Consider the following 18,135-nt stretch of genomic DNA (forward strand, 5'->3'; position numbering starts at 1 on the left):
CCACCTTCACCAGCGGGCGCTGGTTGATGCAGGTGTTCTGGTTGGAACGCTGGAACTTCATCAGCGTGTAGATGTCCACGCCCGACTTGCCGGCTTCGACATCGCCGGTCGCGCGCACCACGATGCGGGTGGCGTCGACCTGATCGACGATGCCCGAACGCTTGGCCGCGATCGCCGCGCCCGAATCGCGCGCAACGGTTGCTTCCATGCCGGTGCCGACGAACGGCGCCTCGGCCCGCACCAGCGGCACGGCCTGGCGCTGCATGTTCGAGCCCATCAGCGCGCGGTTGGCGTCGTCATTTTCCAAGAAGGGAATGAGCGAGGCGGCAACCGACACCAGCTGCTTGGGGCTGACGTCCATCAGCGTGATCGTGTCGGGGATCGCCATCAGGAATTCACCCGCCTGGCGTGCCGAGACGAGGTCTTCGACGAAGCGGCCCTCGGCATCCAGCTCGGCATTGGCCTGCGCGATGGTGTGCTTGGCCTCTTCCATGGCGGAGAGATAGACCACCTCGTTGGTGACGCGGCCATCGACGATCTTGCGATAGGGCGTTTCGATGAAGCCGTATTTGTTGACCCGGCTGAAGCTCGCCAGCGAGTTGATCAGGCCGATATTCGGGCCTTCGGGCGTTTCAATCGGGCAGATGCGGCCATAATGCGTCGGGTGCACGTCGCGCACTTCGAAGCCCGCGCGCTCGCGGGTGAGGCCGCCCGGCCCAAGTGCCGAGACGCGGCGCTTGTGCGTCACTTCCGACAGCGGGTTGGTCTGGTCCATGAACTGCGACAGCTGCGACGAGCCGAAGAATTCGCGCACCGCCGCCACCGCGGGCTTGGCGTTGATCAGGTCGTTCGGCATCACGGTCGACACGTCGACCGACGACATCCGCTCCTTCACTGCGCGCTCCATCCGGAGCAGGCCGACGCGGTACTGGTTCTCCAGCAGCTCGCCGACCGAGCGCACGCGGCGGTTGCCGAGATTGTCGATATCGTCGATTTCGCCCTTGCCGTCCTTCAGGTCGACGAGCGTCTTGACGACCGCCAGAATGTCTTCGGTGCGCAGCGTCGTCACCGTGTCCGGGCAGTCGAGGTCGAGGCGCATGTTAAGCTTCACGCGGCCCACCGCCGACAGGTCATACCGGTCGGGATCGAAGAACAGGCCGGCGAACAGCGATTCCGCCGTTTCCAGCGTCGGCGGTTCGCCAGGGCGCATCACGCGGTAGATGTCCGACAGCGCCTGCTCGCGCTCCTCGGCCTTGTCGGCCTTCAGCGTGTTGCGGATCCAGGGGCCGGTGGCGACATGGTCGATGTCGAGCAGCTCGATCCGGTCGATGCCGGCCTTGTCGAGCTTTTCGAGATTGTCGGCCGACACTTCGTCGCCCGCCTCGATATAGATTTCGCCCGTCGCCTCGTTGATCAGGTCATAGGCGGAATAGCGGCCGAAGATTTCCTCGGTCGGAATGAGCAGGTCAGTCAGGCCGTCCTTGGCTGCCTTGTTGGCGGCGCGCGGGCTGATCTTCTGGCCCGATGCGAACACCACTTCGCCGGTCTTGGCGTCGATGATGTCGAACATCGGCTTCTGGCCGCGCCAGTTTTCCGCCTGGAACGGGATCTGCCAGCCACCCTGGCCGCGCACGAAGGTGACGCGGTTGTAGAAATGGTTGAGGATTTCCTCGCTGTTCAGCCCCAGCGCATAGAGGAGCGCGGTGACCGGCAGCTTGCGCTTGCGGTCGATGCGGACGTTGACGATGTCCTTCGCGTCGAACTCGAAATCGAGCCAGCTGCCGCGATAGGGAATGACGCGGGCTGCGAACAGATATTTGCCCGAGGCGTGCGTCTTGCCGCGGTCATGGTCGAACAGCACGCCCGGCGAGCGGTGCATCTGCGACACGATGACACGTTCGGTGCCATTGATGATGAAGGTGCCGTTCGCGGTCATGAGCGGCATGTCGCCCATGTACACGTCCTGCTCCTTGATATCGAGCACCGAGCGGGCCTCGGTATCGGGGTCCACCTCGAACACGATCAGGCGCAGCGTAACGCGCATCGGTGCGGCATAGGTGATGCCGCGCTGGCGGCACTCGTCGGTGTCGAACTTGGGCGGCTCCAGCTCGTAGTTCACGAAATCAAGCTCGGCGGTGCCGGCGAAATCGCGGATCGGGAACACGCTGCGCAGCGTCTTTTCCAGGCCGGAGACATAGCCGATCGACGGGTCGGAGCGCAGGAACTGCTCATAGCTTTCGCGCTGAACCTCGATCAGGTTCGGCATCTGCACCACTTCGTGAATATTGCCGAAAACCTTGCGAATGCGGCGCTTGTTGGTGGCGCCGCTGTCGATTGCCTTGGTTGCCATAGGGTTGAGCTTGCCTCGTTACCGCAAAAATTTATGCCGGAAAAACCTTCCGGCCGGGCACGCAAGAAAACGCAAAAAGCCGCGTCTCCCGCCGGGGGATCGCAGCTTCAGCGTCTGGACACCGATCGTTCCATACTGTGAACCCGCTGCGCGACGGCGGACCCTGTCCCGGAAAAGCGATGGCGAACGCGCCATGTAGGATTTGGCGCCGTGCCTGTCAAACCGCAAATGTCAAACTGCTAAATCGGCCGCAGGTCGGCCGGGGCCGCTTGCGCGGATGCCGGCAATCGGCACAATCGAATGCTTGTGCGCCACGCCCCGGGGGGATGATGAATGAAGAAACTGCTGCTTGCCGCGACCCTGATGCTGGTGCCGCCGGCACTCGCCCAGCAGGCCGCACCGCGCGGCGACGTTCCCGCCAAATTCACCCCGCCCAACAGCGCCAATGACTATGTGAAGCGCGAGGTGATGATCCCGATGCGCGACGGGGTGAAGCTGTACACCGTCATCGTCATGCCCAAGGGGGCCGCCAACGCGCCGATCGTGCTGACCCGCACGCCCTATAACGCGGCCGCCCGCGCCAGCCGGATGGACAGCCCCAACCTGCTGTCGGTGCTGCCGATGGCGGACGAGGCCTTTGCGCGCGCGGGCTATATCCGCGTCTTTCAGGATGTGCGCGGCAAATATGGGTCGGAAGGGGACTATGTCGTTACCCGCCCGCCGATCGGCCCGCTCAACCCCACCACCACCGACCATGGCACCGATGCGTGGGACACGATCGACTGGCTGGTGAACAAGGCCAATCTGCCCCAGTCGAACGGGCGGGTAGGGATGATCGGCTCCTCCTATGAGGGCTTCACCGTGGTGATGGCGTTGCTGAAGCCGCACCCCGCGCTGAAAGTGGCCGCACCCGAAAGCCCGATGATCGACGGCTGGATGGGCGATGACTGGTTTCACTACGGCGCCTTTCGCCTGGCCAATATCGGCTGGATCGCCTCGCAGACCGGCTACAAGGGCAGGGGGCGCGACCCGGCAACGGGCATCTATGACAATTATGACGAGTTCCGCCGTATCGGCGGCGCGGCCGAATGGGCAAAGACGTCGGGCTTCGACCAGCTGCCCGCCTGGCAGCGGATGCTGGCCCACCCGGCCTATGATGCGTTCTGGCAGGGGCAGGCGCTCGACCGGATGCTGGCCGCGAACCCCGGCAACATTCCGACCATCTGGGAACAGGGGCTGTGGGACCAGGAGGATATCTATGGCGCGATCCACGCCTGGGAAGCGCTGAAGGCGGCGGGCAAGGCCGGCAACAACTATCTGGTGATGGGGCCGTGGCGGCACAGCCAGGTCAATCGCGACGGCCGCACGCTGGGGCCGTTCCAGTGGAGCGCCGACACCGCCGCCCAGTTCCGCGAGGACATGGTGTTCCCGCTGTTCGACCATTATCTGAACGACGGCCCGGCCCCCCGGCTGGCGCCGGTCACGCTCTACAATCCCGGGCTCAACCGCTGGCAGACGTTCAGCGACTGGCCGCAGGCATGCGAGCGAGGCTGTGCGGCGCCGCTCACGCCCTATTATCTGCGCAGCGAAGGCGGCCTTGGCACCGCCAGCGACGCGGCCGGCGAGGACAGCTATGTCAGCGATCCCGCCAAGCCCGTGCCGCACCTGCCGCGCCCGGTGAATTTCGACGATGGCCGCTGGGGCGACTGGCTGGTGAGCGACCAGCGCCATGTCGACGGGCGCCCCGACGTGATGACCTATGTCAGCCCGGTGCTTGCCACGCCACTCAGCGTCTCCGGCGTGCCGGTGGCCGAGGTGTTCGCCAAGACGACCGGCACCGATGGCGACTTCGTCGTCAAGCTGATCGACGTCTATCCCGACGAGGTCGCCGGCGACGCCAAGATGGGCGGCTATCAGCTGGCCGTCAGCCTGGACATCTTCCGGGGCCGCTACCGCGACAGCTTCGAACAGCCCAGCCCGATCCCGGCGGGCAAGGTGCAGCGCTACCGCTTCCGCCTGCCGGTGGTGAACCATGTCTTCCGGCCCGGCCACCGGGTGATGGTGCAGGTGCAGTCCAGCCTGTTCCCGCTCTATGACCGCAACCCGCAGAAATATGTGCCCAACATCTTCCTCGCCAAGCGCGAGGATTATCAGAAGGCGACAATCACCCTGATGCGCGGCGGCGCACAGGCCAGCGCGGTGTGGCTGCCGGTGGTGAAGTAACACATTCTCCCCTCCCGCTTGCGGGAGGGGCCGGGGGTGAGCCGGCAATGTCGTGCCCGGGGACATGCCCACCCCAAACCCCTCCCGCAGGCGGGAGGGGCTTTTCGGTTGGGCGCACACAAGAAAAGGGCCGCCCCCGGCTGGGGACGGCCCTTTCGATAAGCGTCGGTGAGACGGCTTACTTGATCTCGACAGTCGCGCCGGCTTCTTCCAGCTGCTTCTTGATCTTTTCGGCTTCGTCCTTCGACACGCCTTCCTTCACGGCCTTCGGCGCGCCTTCGACCAGCGCCTTGGCTTCGGTCAGGCCGAGCGAGGTGATCGCGCGGACTTCCTTGATGACGTTGATCTTCTTGCCGCCGTCGCCGGTCAGGATGACGTCGAATTCGGTCTTTTCTTCAACCACCGGGGCGGCAGCGCCACCGCCGGCCGGGGCCGCAACCGCAACCGCTGCCGCGGCCGAGACGCCCCACTTCTCTTCGAGAAGCTTCGAAAGTTCAGCCGCCTCGAGGACGGTCAGTTCGCTCAGCTGGTCAACCAGCGCGTTCAGGTCTGCCATGTTCAATCTCCGAAAAATTGGGTTCAGTTTGCAAATTCGCTGCCTTGAAGATCAGGCCGCTTCCTTGTCCTTGTCGGCATAGGCCGCGAACACGCGCGCAAGCTGCGCGGCCGGGGCCTGGGTGATCGAGGCCAGCTTCTGTGCCGGTGCCTGGATCAGCCCGATCAGCTTGGCGCGAAGCTCGTCGAGTGACGGCATCGTCGCCAGCGCCTTCACGCCATCGACATCAAGAACGGTCGCCCCCATCGCGCCGCCGACGATTTCGAACTTGTCGTTCGTCTTGGCGAAATCGACCGCGACCTTCGCCGCGGCCACGGGGTCAACCGAAGTGGCCAGCCCGACCGGCCCGGTGAGCAGATCGCCCAGCGAGAGATAGTCGGTGCCACCCAGCGCGATCTTGGCAAGCTTGTTCTTCGAGACCTTGTAGCTTGCGCCGGCGTCGCGCATCTTGTTCCGAAGCGCCGTCGACTGCGCGACGGTCATGCCCAGGTTACGGGTGACGACCACCACGTTGACCTCGGAAAAAGTGCGGTTCAGCTCGGCAACCAGCTCGGCCTTTTCAGCACGATCCATGCCATTCTCCACGTAACATGGCCCCGTTGCCAAATGGCGCGGGGGCCGGGTGAACCGGGCATGGGCAGGGAGTCCCCGCGCCAGGCCCGGCAACAGTCCGTCAAAGGGGGTGGATCGTGGCGCAAACCACGGCAGACCGACGGCAGCGTCGCCGCAATCGGTTCCAGTCCCCGTCTAGGCAGGAGATTAAGCGGGTTGCCCCGCGCCTGCGGTCTCGGACGGCGGCGTCCGCGCGAGCGCGAACGTCAGGGCGCGGGCGTTAGCGGAAATCCGCGCAAAGTCAAGCGGTGCGTTCGGGCACGGCGGCGGCGTCTTCCAGCACGGTGGCAGTGGGGGCGACGGCTTCCCAGGGAAAGACGAACCAGTCCTTCACCACCGCCCGGTCGATGACGCGGGCGGCATAGTCCACCCGCGCGATCGAGCGGCAATTGTCGATCAGCGTGGCAAAGCGCACCGCGCCTTCCACCGCGCCTGCCGCCGCCAGTTCCTGGCGCAGCCGGGTGATGGTGCCGCCGGTGTCGTTGATGTCATCGACGAACAGCAGCTTTTCGCCGGCCCGGGTACGCGCCGCCAGCTTCACCAGCGGTTCGCCCGAAAAATCGGCGACGGGCGAGGAGTAATCGACTGACAGCATCTTCAGTCCTGCCGCGTGCGACAGGAACACCGCCGGGGTCAGCCCGCCCCGGCCGATGCCGATCAGGAAGTCGGGCGTCCAGCCGCTGTCGGCCAGCTGTGCGGCGAGCACGCGCACACCGGCCACGAACTCGTCGTGTGCGATGGGGGTCAGCTCAGGCATCGGCCTGCGCCCCGGCATAGGCGTCGAGCCGGGCGAGGAGCGGCGCCTGTTCAGCGGCGCTCAGGAAGCTGCCGGTGATGCTGTTGCGCGCCAGCTGCACCAGCGCGGCCCGGCCCAGCCCGCGCCCGGCCGCCACCGCGCGATAATTGTCGGCGACATAGCCGCCGAAATAGGCGGGATCGTCCGAATTGATGGTGGCCTTCAGCCCGGCCGCCAGCATCCGGTCGATGGGGTGGTTCTCGATCGCATCGACCACGCACAGCTTCACGTTCGACAGCGGGCAGACGGTGAGCACCATCTGCTCGGCCGCGAGCCGCGCGACCAGCGCCCCGTCGTCCAGCGAGCGGTTGCCATGGTCCAGCCGGTCGATCTTCAGCACATCGAGCGCTTCACGCACATAATCGGCCGGGCCTTCTTCGCCGGCATGGGCGACGCGCTTCAACCCCATCGCGCCGGCACGGTCGAACACGCGCGCGAATTTGGCCGGCGGGTGGCCCAGTTCCGACGAATCGAGGCCGACCCCGGCAATGCGGTCGAGCCAGGGCTCGGCGGCGGCGAGCGTGTCGAACGCGGCCTCCTCGTCCAGATGGCGCAGGAAGCACAGGATCAGCTTGCTGGTCAGCCCGTGGCGCGCCTCGGCCTCGGCCATGCCGGCGAACAGCCCGTCGATCACCTCGCGCATCGGAATGCCGCGATCGGTGTGGGTCTGCGGATCGAAGAAGATTTCGGCGTGGACGACGCCATCGGCCGCCGCGCGGTCGAAATAGGCGCTGGCCAGGTCGCGGAAATCCTGTGCCGTCTGCAGCACGGCGGCGCCCGCATAATAGATGTCGAGAAAGTCCTGCAGCCGGGTGAAGGCATAGGCCGCGCGCACCGCCTCCACCGAGTCGAACGGGATCGTCACCCGGTTGCGCCGCGCCAGCGCAAACATCAGTTCGGGCTCAAGACTGCCCTCGATATGCAGGTGAAGCTCGGCCTTGGGCAGGCCGGTGATGAAGTCGTTGAGGTCCGCCATGCGCCAGTCTTACGCAGGCCGGCCGGAAAACAAAAGGGCCGGCGTTGCGGCGCCGCGCCAATCCTCCCCATTCATGGGGAGGGGGACCGCCCGCATCGCGGGTGGTGGAGGGGGTTTCGCGGCTGGGCGCCACAGCGCTGCCGGTCAGCACCCCCTCCGTCCGCCGCCAAAGCGGCTGCCACCTCCCCGTAAACGGGGAAGATCTTTTGGGTTACGCGCCCGCCACGTCGGCCACGTCAACCTTGATGCCGGCGCCCATGGTCGAGCTGACGGCGATCTTCTTGACGTACTTGCCCTTGGCGCCCGACGGCTTGGCCTTCACCACCGCGTCGACCAGCGCGTCGAAATTGGCGCGCAGATCTTCGGCCGGGAAGCTCGCCTTGCCGATGCCGGAATGGATGATGCCGGCCTTTTCGACGCGGTATTCCACCTGGCCGCCCTTGGCCGCCTTCACCGCTTCGGCGACGTTCATCGTCACGGTGCCGAGCTTGGGGTTGGGCATCAGGCCCTTGGGGCCCAGAATCTTGCCCAGCCGGCCGACCACGCCCATCATGTCGGGCGTCGCGATGCAGCGATCGAACTCGATCGTGCCGCCCTGCACCAGCTCCATCAGGTCTTCGGCGCCCACCACATCGGCGCCGGCGGCCTTGGCTTCATCGGCCTTCGCGCCCTTGGCGAACACGCCGACGCGCACGGTCTTGCCGGTGCCCTTGGGCAGGGTGACGACGCCGCGCACCATCTGGTCGGCGTGACGCGGATCGACGCCCAGGTTCAGCGCGACTTCGATCGTCTCGTCGAACTTGGCGGTGGCATTGGCCTTGGCCAGCGCAATCGCATCGTCGACCGAATAAAGCTTCTCGCGGTCAACCGCGGCGGTGAGGGCCTTTGCCTTCTTGGTCATGGTTGCCATCGTCTCAGCCCTCCACCACTTCGAGGCCCATCGCGCGGGCGGAGCCTTCGATGATGCGGGTCGCCGCTTCGATGTCGTTGGCGTTCAGGTCCTTCATCTTCACCTGCGCGATTTCGCTCAGCTGCGAGCGCTTGATCTTGCCGGCAGACGTCTTGCCCGGCTCCTTCGAGCCCGACTTCAGGTTGATCGCCTTCTTGATGAGATAGGTCGCCGGCGGCGTCTTGGTCTCGAACGAGAAGCTGCGGTCGGCATAGACGGTGATCACGGTCGGGATCGGCGAGCCCTTTTCAAGCTCGGTCGTCGCCGCGTTGAACGCCTTGCAGAATTCCATGATGTTGACGCCGCGCTGACCGAGCGCGGGGCCGATCGGCGGGCTGGGGTTGGCGGCGCCGGCTGGCACCTGCAGCTTGATATAGCCGGTTATCTTCTTTGCCATGTGTCACTCTCTAGTAGAGCGGGCTTTCGGGCCCGCCCGGTTCAAGTCTAGCGGTGCAAACGGCCCGAAAGCCTCCCGCAAGCATGCGCTGCCCGCGAATCGGGCGGCGCAAGGCCACGCGCGATAGCGGCACGCCGCCGCGCGCGCAATCACTTCATCCGTTCGACCTGCTCGAAATCCAGCTCGACCGGGGTGGCGCGGCCGAAGATGGAGACCGACACCTTGACCTTGGACTTGTCGAAATCCAGCCCCTCGACCGTGCCGTTGAAGCTGGCGAACGGGCCTTCCAGCACCTTCACCGCGTCGCCGATCTCGAAATCGACCTTCATCTTGGCCTTGGGCGCGGCGACCGGATCGTCCTTGGTCGACAGCATCCGGGCGGCCTCGGCGTCGCTGATCGGCTGGGGCTTGCCCATCGCGCCCAGAAAGCCGGTCACCTTGGGCGTGTTCTTCACCAGGTGATAGACATCGTCGTTCATGCTGAGCTTGGCCAGCACATAGCCGGGCATGAACTTGCGTTCGACCTGCACCTTCTTGCCGCGCCGGGCCTCGGTCACGGTTTCGGTGGGCACTTCCACCGCCTCGACCAGTTGCTCCAGCCCCATGCGGGTGGCCTCCGACATGATCGCGTCGCGAACCTTGCCCTCGAAACCCGAATAAGCGTGAATGATGTACCAGCGCGCCATGTCTTCTCTCTTACTTGGCCAGGGACAGCAGCAGCGCGACGGCCGCGTCGAACACCGAGTCGATTGCAAAGAAGAAGGTGCCCAGCATCGTCGTCATGATCACCACCATCACGCCGGTCATCCAGGTTTCGCGCCGCGTCGGCCACACTACCTTGGCGGTTTCCGCGCGCACCTGGCGGATGAAATCGATCGGGGTCGTCTTTGCCACTGTTCTGTCGTCCTATCAGCTCCGGTGCATCGGGACATGGGGCCGCCGTCCGGCCCTGCGCAAGGTGCCGACGACGTTTAATCCCGATTTCGGATTAGTGCGTCGCATAACGATCCTGCGCGCGGCTGGCAAGCGCCCGTCGCCAGCCCGACAAATACACCCGAAATGGGTATATCGTAAGTCTACGGATTGCCAGCCTTAGGAACCGGCTAACCGGTCGCGTGACAACGATTGCGCCTGTTTAGCGTAACGGGAGTAGTTGGGCGATGATCGTCTGGTTTCAGAAGCACGCACCGATCCGCCGCAAGTTCGACGTGATGCTCGGCACGCATCTGGCGCTGACCGGGGGCGTCGCGGCGACGATCTACTCGGCGCAAGGGTGGAGCATGCCGACCTATGTCGCGCTGGGCGCGACGGCAGTGACCGGCGTCATCGTCTGGGGTGCCAAGCAGCTGATCTGCACGCCCTATGTCAACACGGTGGTGCGGATGGAGGCACTGGCCCGGGGCGACGTGGACACCCCCATTGCCTATACCGACTTCACCGATTGCGTGGGCCGGATGACGCGGGCGATGGACGTGTTCCGCGCCAATGCGAAAACGCTTCAGGAAGACAGCGGCAAGGCGCTGGACGTGGTGGTCGGCTATCTTAGCCAGGCGCTGGAAGCGCTGGCGGCAGGGCAGCTGCACCACCGGGTGACCGCCGAATTCCCCGCCGGCTATGACGTGTTGAAGGCCAATTTCAACCATGCGATCGGCGATCTGGAAGCGCTGATGGCGCGCGTGATCGAGTCCGCCGGCAGCGTGCGGGTCGGCGCGTCCGAAATCAATTCGGCCTCGCACGATCTCGCCCAGCGCACCGAGCGTCAGGCCGCCTCGCTGGCCGAAACCGCCGGCGCCATGGCCGCCGCCACTCGCGCGCTGAACGAATCCGCCCAGGGGGCGCACGGCGCCAGCCAGTCGATCGGCACCGTGCATGAACAGGCGGTCGCCGGCGGCCGCGTGGTGCAGGATGCGGTGGCGGCGATGGCCGCGATCGAAAAGTCGGCGGGCGAGATCGGCCAGATCATCAACGTGATCGACGGCATTGCCTTCCAGACCAATTTGCTGGCGCTGAACGCCGGCGTGGAAGCGGCGCGCGCCGGTGATGCCGGACGCGGCTTTGCCGTCGTCGCCAATGAAGTGCGCGCGCTTGCCCAGCGCTGTGCCGATTCCGCGCGCGACATCAAGAAGCTGATCGAGGCGAGCAACCAGCAGGTGGCGGGCGGCGTACGGCTGGTGGGCGACACCGGCACCATCCTCACCGAGATGCTGGGGCGGCTGGGCAGCGTGACCGAGGCGGTGCGCGCGATCTCCGACAGCGCCGAGCAGCAGGCGGCACGGCTGGAGCAGATCAACGGCGCGGTCGGCCAGATGGACGTGATGACGCAGCAGAACGCGGCAATGGTGGAACAGTCGACCGCCGCCGCGCGCAGCCTGGCAACCGAGGCGGATGCGCTTTCCAACATGATGGAACGGTTCGAAGGCGGGCAGGGTGGTCGCCCATCGGTGCCCGTCAGCCGCCCGGTGGCGGTTGCCCGCCCGGCGGCGCGTCCCGTCCGCCGCAGCGGTGGCGCCGCCCTTGCGGTCGCCCCGTCCGACGAGGACTGGGCCGAATTCTAGTATCCACGAGATAGTCTAGTTAGCGCCGGGGAGGGGGCAATCGCTCCCTTCCCGGTTTGCTGTCTGCGGTGATGCTGGCAGGAGTGGAGGGATTCGAACCCCCGGCCCTCGGTTTTGGAGACCGATGCTCTAACCAGCTGAGCTACACTCCTGTACGGCGCCGTCCTTAGCGCCGGTGTTTGCCGGCGGCAAGCGGCGATCAGGCAGCAGCGCTGTCGTCGATTACGGGCGCGGCCAGCGCCCTGGCTTCCTCCACCGGCAGCGGTCGGCCGAAGAAATAGCCCTGCACCTTGGTGCAGCCCAGCGACTGGATCAGCCGGTGTTCGGCATCGGTCTCCACCCCTTCGGCGGTGGTCGCCATGCCCAGGCTCTGCGCCAGCGCCACCACGGCGCGGATGATTGCAATCGCCTCGCGCTCACCCTTGGCGGCCGCCTGCACGAAGCTGCGGTCGATCTTGATCGAGGAGAAACGGGTCCGGCTGAGATAGCCGAGCGAGGAATAGCCGGTGCCGAAATCGTCGAGGCTCAGCTTCACGCCCAGGTCTAGCACCCGCTCCAGCACCTGGGTGGCGACGGTGCCCTGTTCCATGAACACGCTTTCGGTGACTTCCAGTTCCAGCTGTTCGGCGCCGATGCCGCTGGTCGCCAGCGCCTGCGCCACGGTGGTGGCGAAGCCCTGATTGTGCAGCTGTTGCGGCGAGACGTTGACCGCGACGCGCAAACTCGTCCGCCACCGCGCGACCTCTGCACAGGCGGTGCGCAGTACCCAGTCGCCGATCGGCCCGATCAGGCGGCTTTCCTCGGCAATCGGAATGAACTTCGATGGCGGGATCATGCCGAGGTCCGGGTGCTGCCAGCGCACCAGCGCCTCAAAACCCAGCAGGGTGCCGCAGCCCGCACGCACCACCGGCTGATAGAACAGGCTCAGCTCGCCATTGGCGAGCGCGCGGCGCAGCGCCATTTCCAGCGTGCGCCGTTCCTCCGCCTCGACATGCAACTGGCGCTCATAGAGGTGGTACACGCCGCCGCCTGCATCTTTGGATCGGTAGAGCGCAAGGTCGGCCGAGCGGATCAGCGTTTCGGCGGTCTTGCCGTCGCGCGGGCCGAAGGCAATGCCGATGCTCGCCCCCACGTGCAGCGTGTGATGGTCGATGTCATAGGGGTTGGTCAGCGCGGCGATCACCTCGGCGGCCAGCGTTTCCACCCGGCGGGCGTCGCTTGCGTCGCGCACGACGACGGCAAATTCGTCGCCGCCCAGCCGGCCGACCATTTCTTCCGGCCCCATGAGCGCCGCCAGCCGCTCGGCCACGCGCTCCAGCAGCTGGTCGCCGATCGGATGACCAAGCGTGTCATTCACCGCCTTGAACCGGTCCAGGTCGATCATCATGAAGGCGCAGCGCCGGTTCCATTTCTCGGCATCTGCCATTGCCTTGGTCAGGGTTTCGCTGATCATCAGCCGGTTGGGCAGCCCGGTCAGCATGTCGTACCGGGCAAGGCGGTTGATCTGATCGGCGGAGGCGCGCGCCTCGGTCACGTCCGAACCCACGCCGCGAAAGCCGACGAACTTGCCCTCCTCGTCGAGGCGCGGTGAAGCGCTGATCTGCCACCAGCGATCGGCGCCCTTCACATTCACCGGCAGCAACAGGTCGCGGAAGGACTCGCGCTTCTTCAGCTTTTCCGCCAGCAGGCGCAGGCCGGGCGCGAAGGTGCCGCTGTCCCAGCTCGGCCCGGCCAGCAGCTGCAGCAGCGGCTGCTTGTTGATGGTGGCCGGGTCGCGATCCAGCGCATAAGCGAAGCGGGCGCTGGCGCGCACGATCCGCCGCTGCGCGTCGATCTCCCACAGCCAGTCGGCGCTCTGGTCTTCCTCTTCGTTCAGCAGCAGGCTCAGCGTTTCATCGCGCTCGGCCAGTGCCATTTCATTGGCGCGCAGTGTCACCAGGCTGTGCGCGCGGGTGACGCAGCCAATCATCAGCAACAGCGTGAACAGCGCCATGGTGGCCGCCAGCACCGGGCCGCTGATCAAGGCGACCATGGTCACAGTCGCGCTGCCGACCAGGAGCAGAAAGGCGATCACTGCGAGCGGCAGGGCCGGCATGGCCACGGCCAGCGCTGTCATCAACGCGGTGATGACGATGACGAGGCCCAATATCTCCTCGGTGCCCACCCGCGTGATAAGGGCGAGCGGCGGCACCGCCCAGACCACGCCCAAAGCCACGCCTTCCAGCAGCGTGTCGCGCACCGCCGCAACCGGCGCGCTATAGGCGCCGCGATACTGCGAGGACAGGCGCCGCGTCGTCACCCACAGCGAGACGCCCGTCACGGCGGCGCCCCAGGCGAGAACGGCCCAGAATGGCGCGCGGTCGGAACAGGCGACCATCGCCACCACCGCACTGATCAGGTTGAGCGCGAACAGGAACAGCGCGAGGTCGCGGCCGGCATTCACCTGGGCGGCGCGGATCGGCCCCCAATCGGTCGAATCCGCCGGGTCGCGCAGGCCGAGCAACGCGGCCGCGTCGATCCGGGGCTTGGCAAAGTGCGAGGCGGGTTTGCTGTTCACAAACCCCGTTCATAGCCGATCGAGGTTAGGGAAGCGTTGCGCCGCCCCGTCCCCCAATCACCTCAGGCGGCGATGGCGTAGGGCTTGATCTCGCCGGTCAGATACAGGTTGCGCGCCTTGGCCCGGCTTAGCTTGCCCGAGCTGGTGCGCGGCAGCGTGCGCGGCGGCACCAGTTCGATCACGCAGTTCATGCCGGTGACCGAGCGCACCCGCTCGCGGATTTCGTCGCGCAGCCGGCTGCGTTCATGATCGTCGGAGGTGCGGCACTGCACCAGCACCGCCGGCGTTTCCTCGCCACCCGGCGTCGTGATGGCAAAAGCGGCGATGTCGCCCGCCTTGAAGCCGGGCAGCTGCTCCACCGCCCATTCAATGTCCTGCGGCCAGTGGTTCTTGCCGTTGATGATGATCATGTCCTTGGCACGGCCAACGATGAACACGTAGCCGTCGGACATGTAGCCCATATCGCCGGTGTCGAGCCAGCCATCGGCCATGCAAGCCGAGGTGGCCTCGGCATCGCGGAAATAGCCGGTCATGATCGACGGGCCACGACACCAGATCTTGCCGATCGCGCGCTCGGGAAGCGCGCCACCGTCTTCGTCGCGGACCTGCACTTCCATGTCGCGCACCGGCTTGCCGCAATTGACGATGGCGCGGTAACGCTGCGGCCGGTCCTGGCGCGCGGCGCCGCCCGACAGCTGCGTCTCCTCGACCAGCTCGACGCGGATGCCCTCGCCCGGCGGCATGATCGACACCGCAAGCGTCGCCTCCGCCAGGCCATAGCTGGGCAGGAACGCGCTGGCCTTGAACCCGGCACCGGCAAAGGCATCGACGAAGCTTTGCATCACATCGGGCCGGATCATGTCGGCGCCGTTGCCTGCCAGCCGCCAGCGCGACAGGTCGAACCGGTCCGCCGCCTTGGTCTGGCTGGACATGCGGCGCGCGCAAATGTCGTAGCCGAAGGTCGGCGAATAGCTGACCGTGGTTCCCTGATTGCGGGTGATAAGATCAAGCCAGGCAAGCGGGCGGCGAGCGAAATCCTCGGTCTTCAGATAATCGACCGACAGCTGGTTGGCCATCGGCGACAACATGCAGCCGACCAGCCCCATATCATGATACCAGGGCAGCCACGAAATGCAGCGATCGCTGGGCTGCAGCGCCATTGCATGGCCGTGCGCGGCAAGATTGTTCAGCAGTGCACGGTGGGTGATCGCCACGCCATGCGGAAAGCGGGTCGAGCCGCTCGAATATTGCAGATAGCAGATATCGTCCGGCGACGCGGCCGGCAGCGCGGCCTCCGGCGCCGGCATATCGGCAAGCGTTGCCCAGTCCAGGCCCTTCACGCCCACCAGGCGCGCCGCTTCGCTCGCCATTTCCGCCAGTTCGGGCGGATAGATCAGCATCATCGGGTCGCTGCTGGCCAGCTGGACGCGGATTTGCTCGACATAGCTTTCGCGGCCACCAAAGGAGGTGGGCAGCGGCAGCGGCACCGGCCAGGCGCCGGCATAGACAGCGCCAAAGAACAGCGCGGCGAAATCGGCGCCCGTCTCTGCGATCAGTGCGATGCGTGCTTCCGGCGTCACCCCCAGGGCGATCAGCCGGCGCGCCATCGCCAGCGCATCGGCGCGCAGTGCGGCATAATCATAGGTGCGGATCAGCGTGCCGCGCGCATCATGGAAGTTGAACCCGCACCCGCCATCGGCGGCATAATCCAGCGCTTCGCCCAGCGTGGCAAAGTCAGCAATGCGGCGTGGCAGCGTGCTGGTGGTGGGTGTCGCCACCAGTGCGGTTTCTGGCGCGACCTCGATGTGCCCCAAATCGATCCCCATTCAAATGCCCTTGAAGACGGTGTCCGGCCAGCTGGCCGATGCGAAAACCGCCCATTGCCCACCCTAAGCGTTCAAAATCGGGTTTGACTGTGGCACAATCATGGCATGGTTGACGAGCATGGTGATCGACGGCGCAGGCGCCCGCTGGACGCAGCAGCGCTGGAACAACTCGCGCTGCACTATGTCGCCCGCTACGCCACCAGCCGGGCCAGGCTGATCCGCTATCTGAACGACAAGGTTCGCGCGCGCGACTGGCAGGGGCCGCCGGCGGACCCGCAGGCGATTGCCGATCGTTTCGTGGCGCTGGGCTATATCGACGACATCGCCTTTGGGCGCGCGCGTGCCAATGCGATGCGGCAGCGCGGCCTTGGCACCCGCCGGATCGCGGGCGCGCTGATTGCCGCCGGTATCGACCGGGATGGGCTTGCCGACATCGCCCGGGCGGACGATGCGGCGGCGCGCCAGGCGGCGCTGGTCTTTGCCAGGCGTCGCCGATTGGGCCCCTATGCCCCAGAACGGGTTGGCCCGGATGACCGCAGACGGCACATCGTTGCACTGGTGCGTGCCGGTCATGATTATGATTTGGCCCGGGAAATTGTTGACCTGCCGCGCGAAAACTGTCACAAAAATTTGACGTAACTTTTTTCTGTCAGATTTTGGCGCTGCCGCGATTCTGTGCTAACGTTTGCGGATAATCGGGGAAGACGCGGCCGATGCGACTAGAAACACAATCGCCCAGCTCTGGATTGGCCATGCCGCCGGGGCTCTCGCTACCCGAAATTGATGATGCGCCTTCCGAATGCCGGCTGAGCGGCGTGGTCAAATGGTTCGACGTGACACGCGGCTTCGGCTTTGCGGTTACCGAACAGCCGAGCATCGGCGACATCCTTATTCATTTTTCCGTGCTGCAGCCCCATGGACGGCGCAGCTTGCCGGAAGGGGCGCGGGTTGATTGCATCGCGGTGAAGCGCGAGCGCGGTTTCCAGGCGCGGGAGATCCTGTCGATCGACATGAGCCATGCGATCGATCCGGCGCCGCGCGCAAAGCCGGTCGATCGGGTTGATCCGCGTCAGCTGATCGACCAGGCCGGGCCGCTGGAGCCGGTGACGGTGAAATGGTTCAACCGGCTGAAGGGCTACGGCTTTCTGGTCCGCGCGGCAACCGGTGCCGATGTGTTCGTCCATATGGAAACGCTGCGCCGCGCCGGCATTGGCGAAGTTTCCCCCGATCAACCATTGCGCGCCCGCATCGTGGACGGGCAAAAGGGGCCGTTGGCGGTTCTGGTTGAATAGGGTTTGGCGTTATGCGTGGGGTGTTTCTTGCCGGGCTGGCGGTGCTGTGCCTGTCCGGCTGTTCGGCGGCGGGTTCGGGCGGGGCGACGCAGCAGGCACCGGCAACCGCTGACCTGACCATCACATCGGCCGCAGGCGGGGCACACCGCTTCAAGGTGGAGCTGGCACGCACCACGCCGGAACAGGCGCGTGGCCTGATGTTCCGCACCAATATCGCGCCCGACGGGGGGATGCTGTTTCACCCCTATCCCGCCGATGGTGGCCCGCCGCGTGAGGCGACCTTCTGGATGAAGGACACGCCCAGCCCGCTCGACATCATCTTCATTCGCGCTGACCGCACCATCGCGCGCATTGCGGAGAATACGACGCCCTTTTCGCAGGATCCGATCCCCTCGGGCGAGCCGGTGGCCGCGGTGCTGGAACTGCGCGGCGGGCGGACGGCCGAGCTTGGCATTGCCGAGGGTGACCGGGTCGCCTGGGGAAAGGCTGGCCAACCATAAACGCCGGTTGAAGCGCGCCGCGCCACCGGCTAAGCGGCAGGCCATGGGAATGTTGGGCAAAATCTTCACCTGGTGGAACGGCGCCACCATCGGCACCGCATGGCAGCTGCGCCGCAAGCGCCGCGTCGGCAGCGACTCGCTGGGCAATGTCTATTATGAGGGCGGCACCGACCCCAATGGCCTTACCCGCCGCTGGGTGATCTACAATGGCGCCAACGACGCCAGCCGGGTGCCGCCCGAATGGTTCGGCTGGCTGCATCATCAGGTCGCCGATCTGCCCGATCAGGCACTGCCGCCGGTGCGCGCGTGGCAGAAGGAGGCCGTGCCCAACCTGACCGGCACCGGCCTTGCCTATCGCCCGCCGGGCGCGCTGGAAAAGGGCGGGCGCCGCGCGGCCGCAACCGGCGATTATGAGGCGTGGACCCCGGGTGAGTGACCGCCGCGGCCTGCGGTTCTGGGCGTTCGGCGCGGGTGCGGCGGCGCTGTTCGGCCTGGCCGGCTGGGGCGGCTATTCATGGTGGGTGGCCGAGCAGCAGGCGCAGGACC

The 18,135-nt window shown here is 66.0% G+C and carries 17 protein-coding genes and 1 tRNA gene; 6 read left to right on the forward strand and 12 right to left on the reverse strand.

What is annotated here, in order from left to right; all coding sequences use genetic code 11:
• Positions 1–2,350, reverse strand: a 2,350-nt coding sequence (rpoB, locus tag K2Y03_RS00005; RefSeq protein WP_294087230.1) for a DNA-directed RNA polymerase subunit beta, incomplete at its 3' end; no start/stop codon positions are given.
• A gap of 333 nt (positions 2,351–2,683) precedes the next feature.
• On the opposite strand from rpoB, the gene K2Y03_RS00010 reads away from it, so the two are divergent.
• Positions 2,684–4,573, forward strand: a complete 1,890-nt coding sequence (locus K2Y03_RS00010; protein ID WP_294087232.1) for a CocE/NonD family hydrolase — start codon at positions 2,684–2,686, stop codon at positions 4,571–4,573.
• 178 nt (positions 4,574–4,751) lie between these two features.
• On the opposite strand, the gene rplL is transcribed toward K2Y03_RS00010, so the two are convergent.
• The 8 genes from rplL to secE form a co-directional block, all read right to left on the reverse strand.
• Complete coding sequence (gene rplL / locus K2Y03_RS00015) at positions 4,752–5,129, reverse strand: 50S ribosomal protein L7/L12 (protein WP_294087234.1); 378 nt, start codon at positions 5,127–5,129, stop codon at positions 4,752–4,754.
• Between the two features lie 51 nt (positions 5,130–5,180).
• On the reverse strand, positions 5,181–5,702 hold the full coding sequence (rplJ, locus tag K2Y03_RS00020; protein WP_294087236.1) for a 50S ribosomal protein L10: 522 nt from the start codon (positions 5,700–5,702) through the stop codon (positions 5,181–5,183).
• A 280-nt stretch (positions 5,703–5,982) separates the two neighbouring features.
• Positions 5,983–6,498, reverse strand: coding sequence for a phosphoribosyltransferase (locus tag K2Y03_RS00025; RefSeq protein ID WP_294087238.1), 516 nt, complete (start codon positions 6,496–6,498; stop codon positions 5,983–5,985).
• A complete protein-coding gene (locus K2Y03_RS00030) occupies positions 6,491–7,513 on the reverse strand; it encodes an adenosine deaminase (protein ID WP_294087240.1) in 1,023 nt (340 codons plus the stop codon). The genes K2Y03_RS00025 and K2Y03_RS00030 overlap by 8 nt, the downstream gene beginning before the upstream one ends.
• Before the next feature lie 211 nt (positions 7,514–7,724).
• Positions 7,725–8,423, reverse strand: a complete 699-nt coding sequence (gene rplA / locus K2Y03_RS00035) for a 50S ribosomal protein L1 (RefSeq protein WP_294087243.1) — start codon at positions 8,421–8,423, stop codon at positions 7,725–7,727.
• Between the two features lie 4 nt (positions 8,424–8,427).
• A complete protein-coding gene (rplK, locus tag K2Y03_RS00040) occupies positions 8,428–8,859 on the reverse strand; it encodes a 50S ribosomal protein L11 (protein WP_294087245.1) in 432 nt (143 codons plus the stop codon).
• A gap of 149 nt (positions 8,860–9,008) precedes the next feature.
• Complete coding sequence (gene nusG, locus K2Y03_RS00045; protein WP_294087246.1) at positions 9,009–9,545, reverse strand: transcription termination/antitermination protein NusG; 537 nt, start codon at positions 9,543–9,545, stop codon at positions 9,009–9,011.
• 10 nt (positions 9,546–9,555) lie between these two features.
• Positions 9,556–9,753, reverse strand: coding sequence for a preprotein translocase subunit SecE (gene secE / locus K2Y03_RS00050; RefSeq protein ID WP_294087247.1), 198 nt, complete (start codon positions 9,751–9,753; stop codon positions 9,556–9,558).
• A gap of 266 nt (positions 9,754–10,019) precedes the next feature.
• Here secE and K2Y03_RS00055 point away from each other — a divergent pair, with 266 nt between their 5' ends.
• The gene (locus tag K2Y03_RS00055; RefSeq protein WP_294087248.1) at positions 10,020–11,414 is read left to right on the forward strand and encodes a methyl-accepting chemotaxis protein; all 1,395 of its coding nucleotides are present in this window, start codon (positions 10,020–10,022) and stop codon (positions 11,412–11,414) included.
• 75 nt (positions 11,415–11,489) lie between these two features.
• Here the strand turns inward: K2Y03_RS00055 and K2Y03_RS00060 are convergent.
• The 3 genes from K2Y03_RS00060 to K2Y03_RS00070 all read right to left on the reverse strand — a co-directional run bounded on the left by K2Y03_RS00060 (position 11,490) and on the right by K2Y03_RS00070 (position 15,797).
• A tRNA-Trp gene (locus tag K2Y03_RS00060) sits at positions 11,490–11,566 on the reverse strand.
• Between the two features lie 47 nt (positions 11,567–11,613).
• On the reverse strand, positions 11,614–13,971 hold the full coding sequence (locus K2Y03_RS00065) for a bifunctional diguanylate cyclase/phosphodiesterase (protein ID WP_294087250.1): 2,358 nt from the start codon (positions 13,969–13,971) through the stop codon (positions 11,614–11,616).
• Between the two features lie 62 nt (positions 13,972–14,033).
• Entirely contained in the window at positions 14,034–15,797 is a 1,764-nt protein-coding gene (locus tag K2Y03_RS00070; RefSeq protein ID WP_294087251.1) for a fatty acyl-AMP ligase, read from the reverse strand.
• Positions 15,798–15,902: 105 nt separating this feature from the next.
• Between K2Y03_RS00070 and K2Y03_RS00075 the strand changes: the two genes are divergently transcribed.
• From K2Y03_RS00075 to K2Y03_RS00090, 4 genes are all read left to right on the forward strand, one after another.
• Positions 15,903–16,436: a RecX family transcriptional regulator gene (locus tag K2Y03_RS00075; protein ID WP_294087252.1), complete on the forward strand. Its 534-nt coding sequence runs from the start codon at positions 15,903–15,905 to the stop codon at positions 16,434–16,436.
• Between the two features lie 113 nt (positions 16,437–16,549).
• Entirely contained in the window at positions 16,550–17,089 is a 540-nt protein-coding gene (locus tag K2Y03_RS00080; protein ID WP_294087254.1) for a cold shock protein, read from the forward strand.
• Positions 17,090–17,100: 11 nt separating this feature from the next.
• A complete protein-coding gene (locus K2Y03_RS00085; RefSeq protein ID WP_294087256.1) occupies positions 17,101–17,589 on the forward strand; it encodes a DUF192 domain-containing protein in 489 nt (162 codons plus the stop codon).
• A gap of 43 nt (positions 17,590–17,632) precedes the next feature.
• Entirely contained in the window at positions 17,633–18,025 is a 393-nt protein-coding gene (locus K2Y03_RS00090) for an NADH:ubiquinone oxidoreductase subunit NDUFA12 (RefSeq protein ID WP_294087258.1), read from the forward strand.
• The last annotated feature ends 110 nt before the right edge of the window (positions 18,026–18,135 follow it).

This window comes from Sphingomonas sp. (assembly GCF_019746015.1).
GTDB lineage: Bacteria > Pseudomonadota > Alphaproteobacteria > Sphingomonadales > Sphingomonadaceae > Sphingomonas.

Bases quoted from the DNA above. Each gene is read 5' to 3' on its own strand.
- rplA (WP_294087243.1), bottom strand. From the start codon at position 8,423: ATGGCAACCATGACCAAGAAGGCAAAGGCCCTCACCGCCGCGGTTGAC.
- K2Y03_RS00090 (WP_294087258.1), top strand. From the start codon at position 17,633: ATGGGAATGTTGGGCAAAATCTTCACCTGGTGGAACGGCGCCACCATC.
- K2Y03_RS00080 (WP_294087254.1), top strand. From the start codon at position 16,550: ATGCCGCCGGGGCTCTCGCTACCCGAAATTGATGATGCGCCTTCCGAA.
- K2Y03_RS00055 (WP_294087248.1), top strand. From the start codon at position 10,020: ATGATCGTCTGGTTTCAGAAGCACGCACCGATCCGCCGCAAGTTCGAC.
- K2Y03_RS00075 (WP_294087252.1), top strand. From the start codon at position 15,903: ATGGTTGACGAGCATGGTGATCGACGGCGCAGGCGCCCGCTGGACGCA.
- rplJ (WP_294087236.1), bottom strand. From the start codon at position 5,702: ATGGATCGTGCTGAAAAGGCCGAGCTGGTTGCCGAGCTGAACCGCACT.
- K2Y03_RS00010 (WP_294087232.1), top strand. From the start codon at position 2,684: ATGAAGAAACTGCTGCTTGCCGCGACCCTGATGCTGGTGCCGCCGGCA.
- rplL (WP_294087234.1), bottom strand. From the start codon at position 5,129: ATGGCAGACCTGAACGCGCTGGTTGACCAGCTGAGCGAACTGACCGTC.
- K2Y03_RS00025 (WP_294087238.1), bottom strand. From the start codon at position 6,498: ATGCCTGAGCTGACCCCCATCGCACACGACGAGTTCGTGGCCGGTGTG.
- rplK (WP_294087245.1), bottom strand. From the start codon at position 8,859: ATGGCAAAGAAGATAACCGGCTATATCAAGCTGCAGGTGCCAGCCGGC.
- K2Y03_RS00070 (WP_294087251.1), bottom strand. From the start codon at position 15,797: ATGGGGATCGATTTGGGGCACATCGAGGTCGCGCCAGAAACCGCACTG.
- nusG (WP_294087246.1), bottom strand. From the start codon at position 9,545: ATGGCGCGCTGGTACATCATTCACGCTTATTCGGGTTTCGAGGGCAAG.
- K2Y03_RS00085 (WP_294087256.1), top strand. From the start codon at position 17,101: ATGCGTGGGGTGTTTCTTGCCGGGCTGGCGGTGCTGTGCCTGTCCGGC.
- K2Y03_RS00030 (WP_294087240.1), bottom strand. From the start codon at position 7,513: ATGGCGGACCTCAACGACTTCATCACCGGCCTGCCCAAGGCCGAGCTT.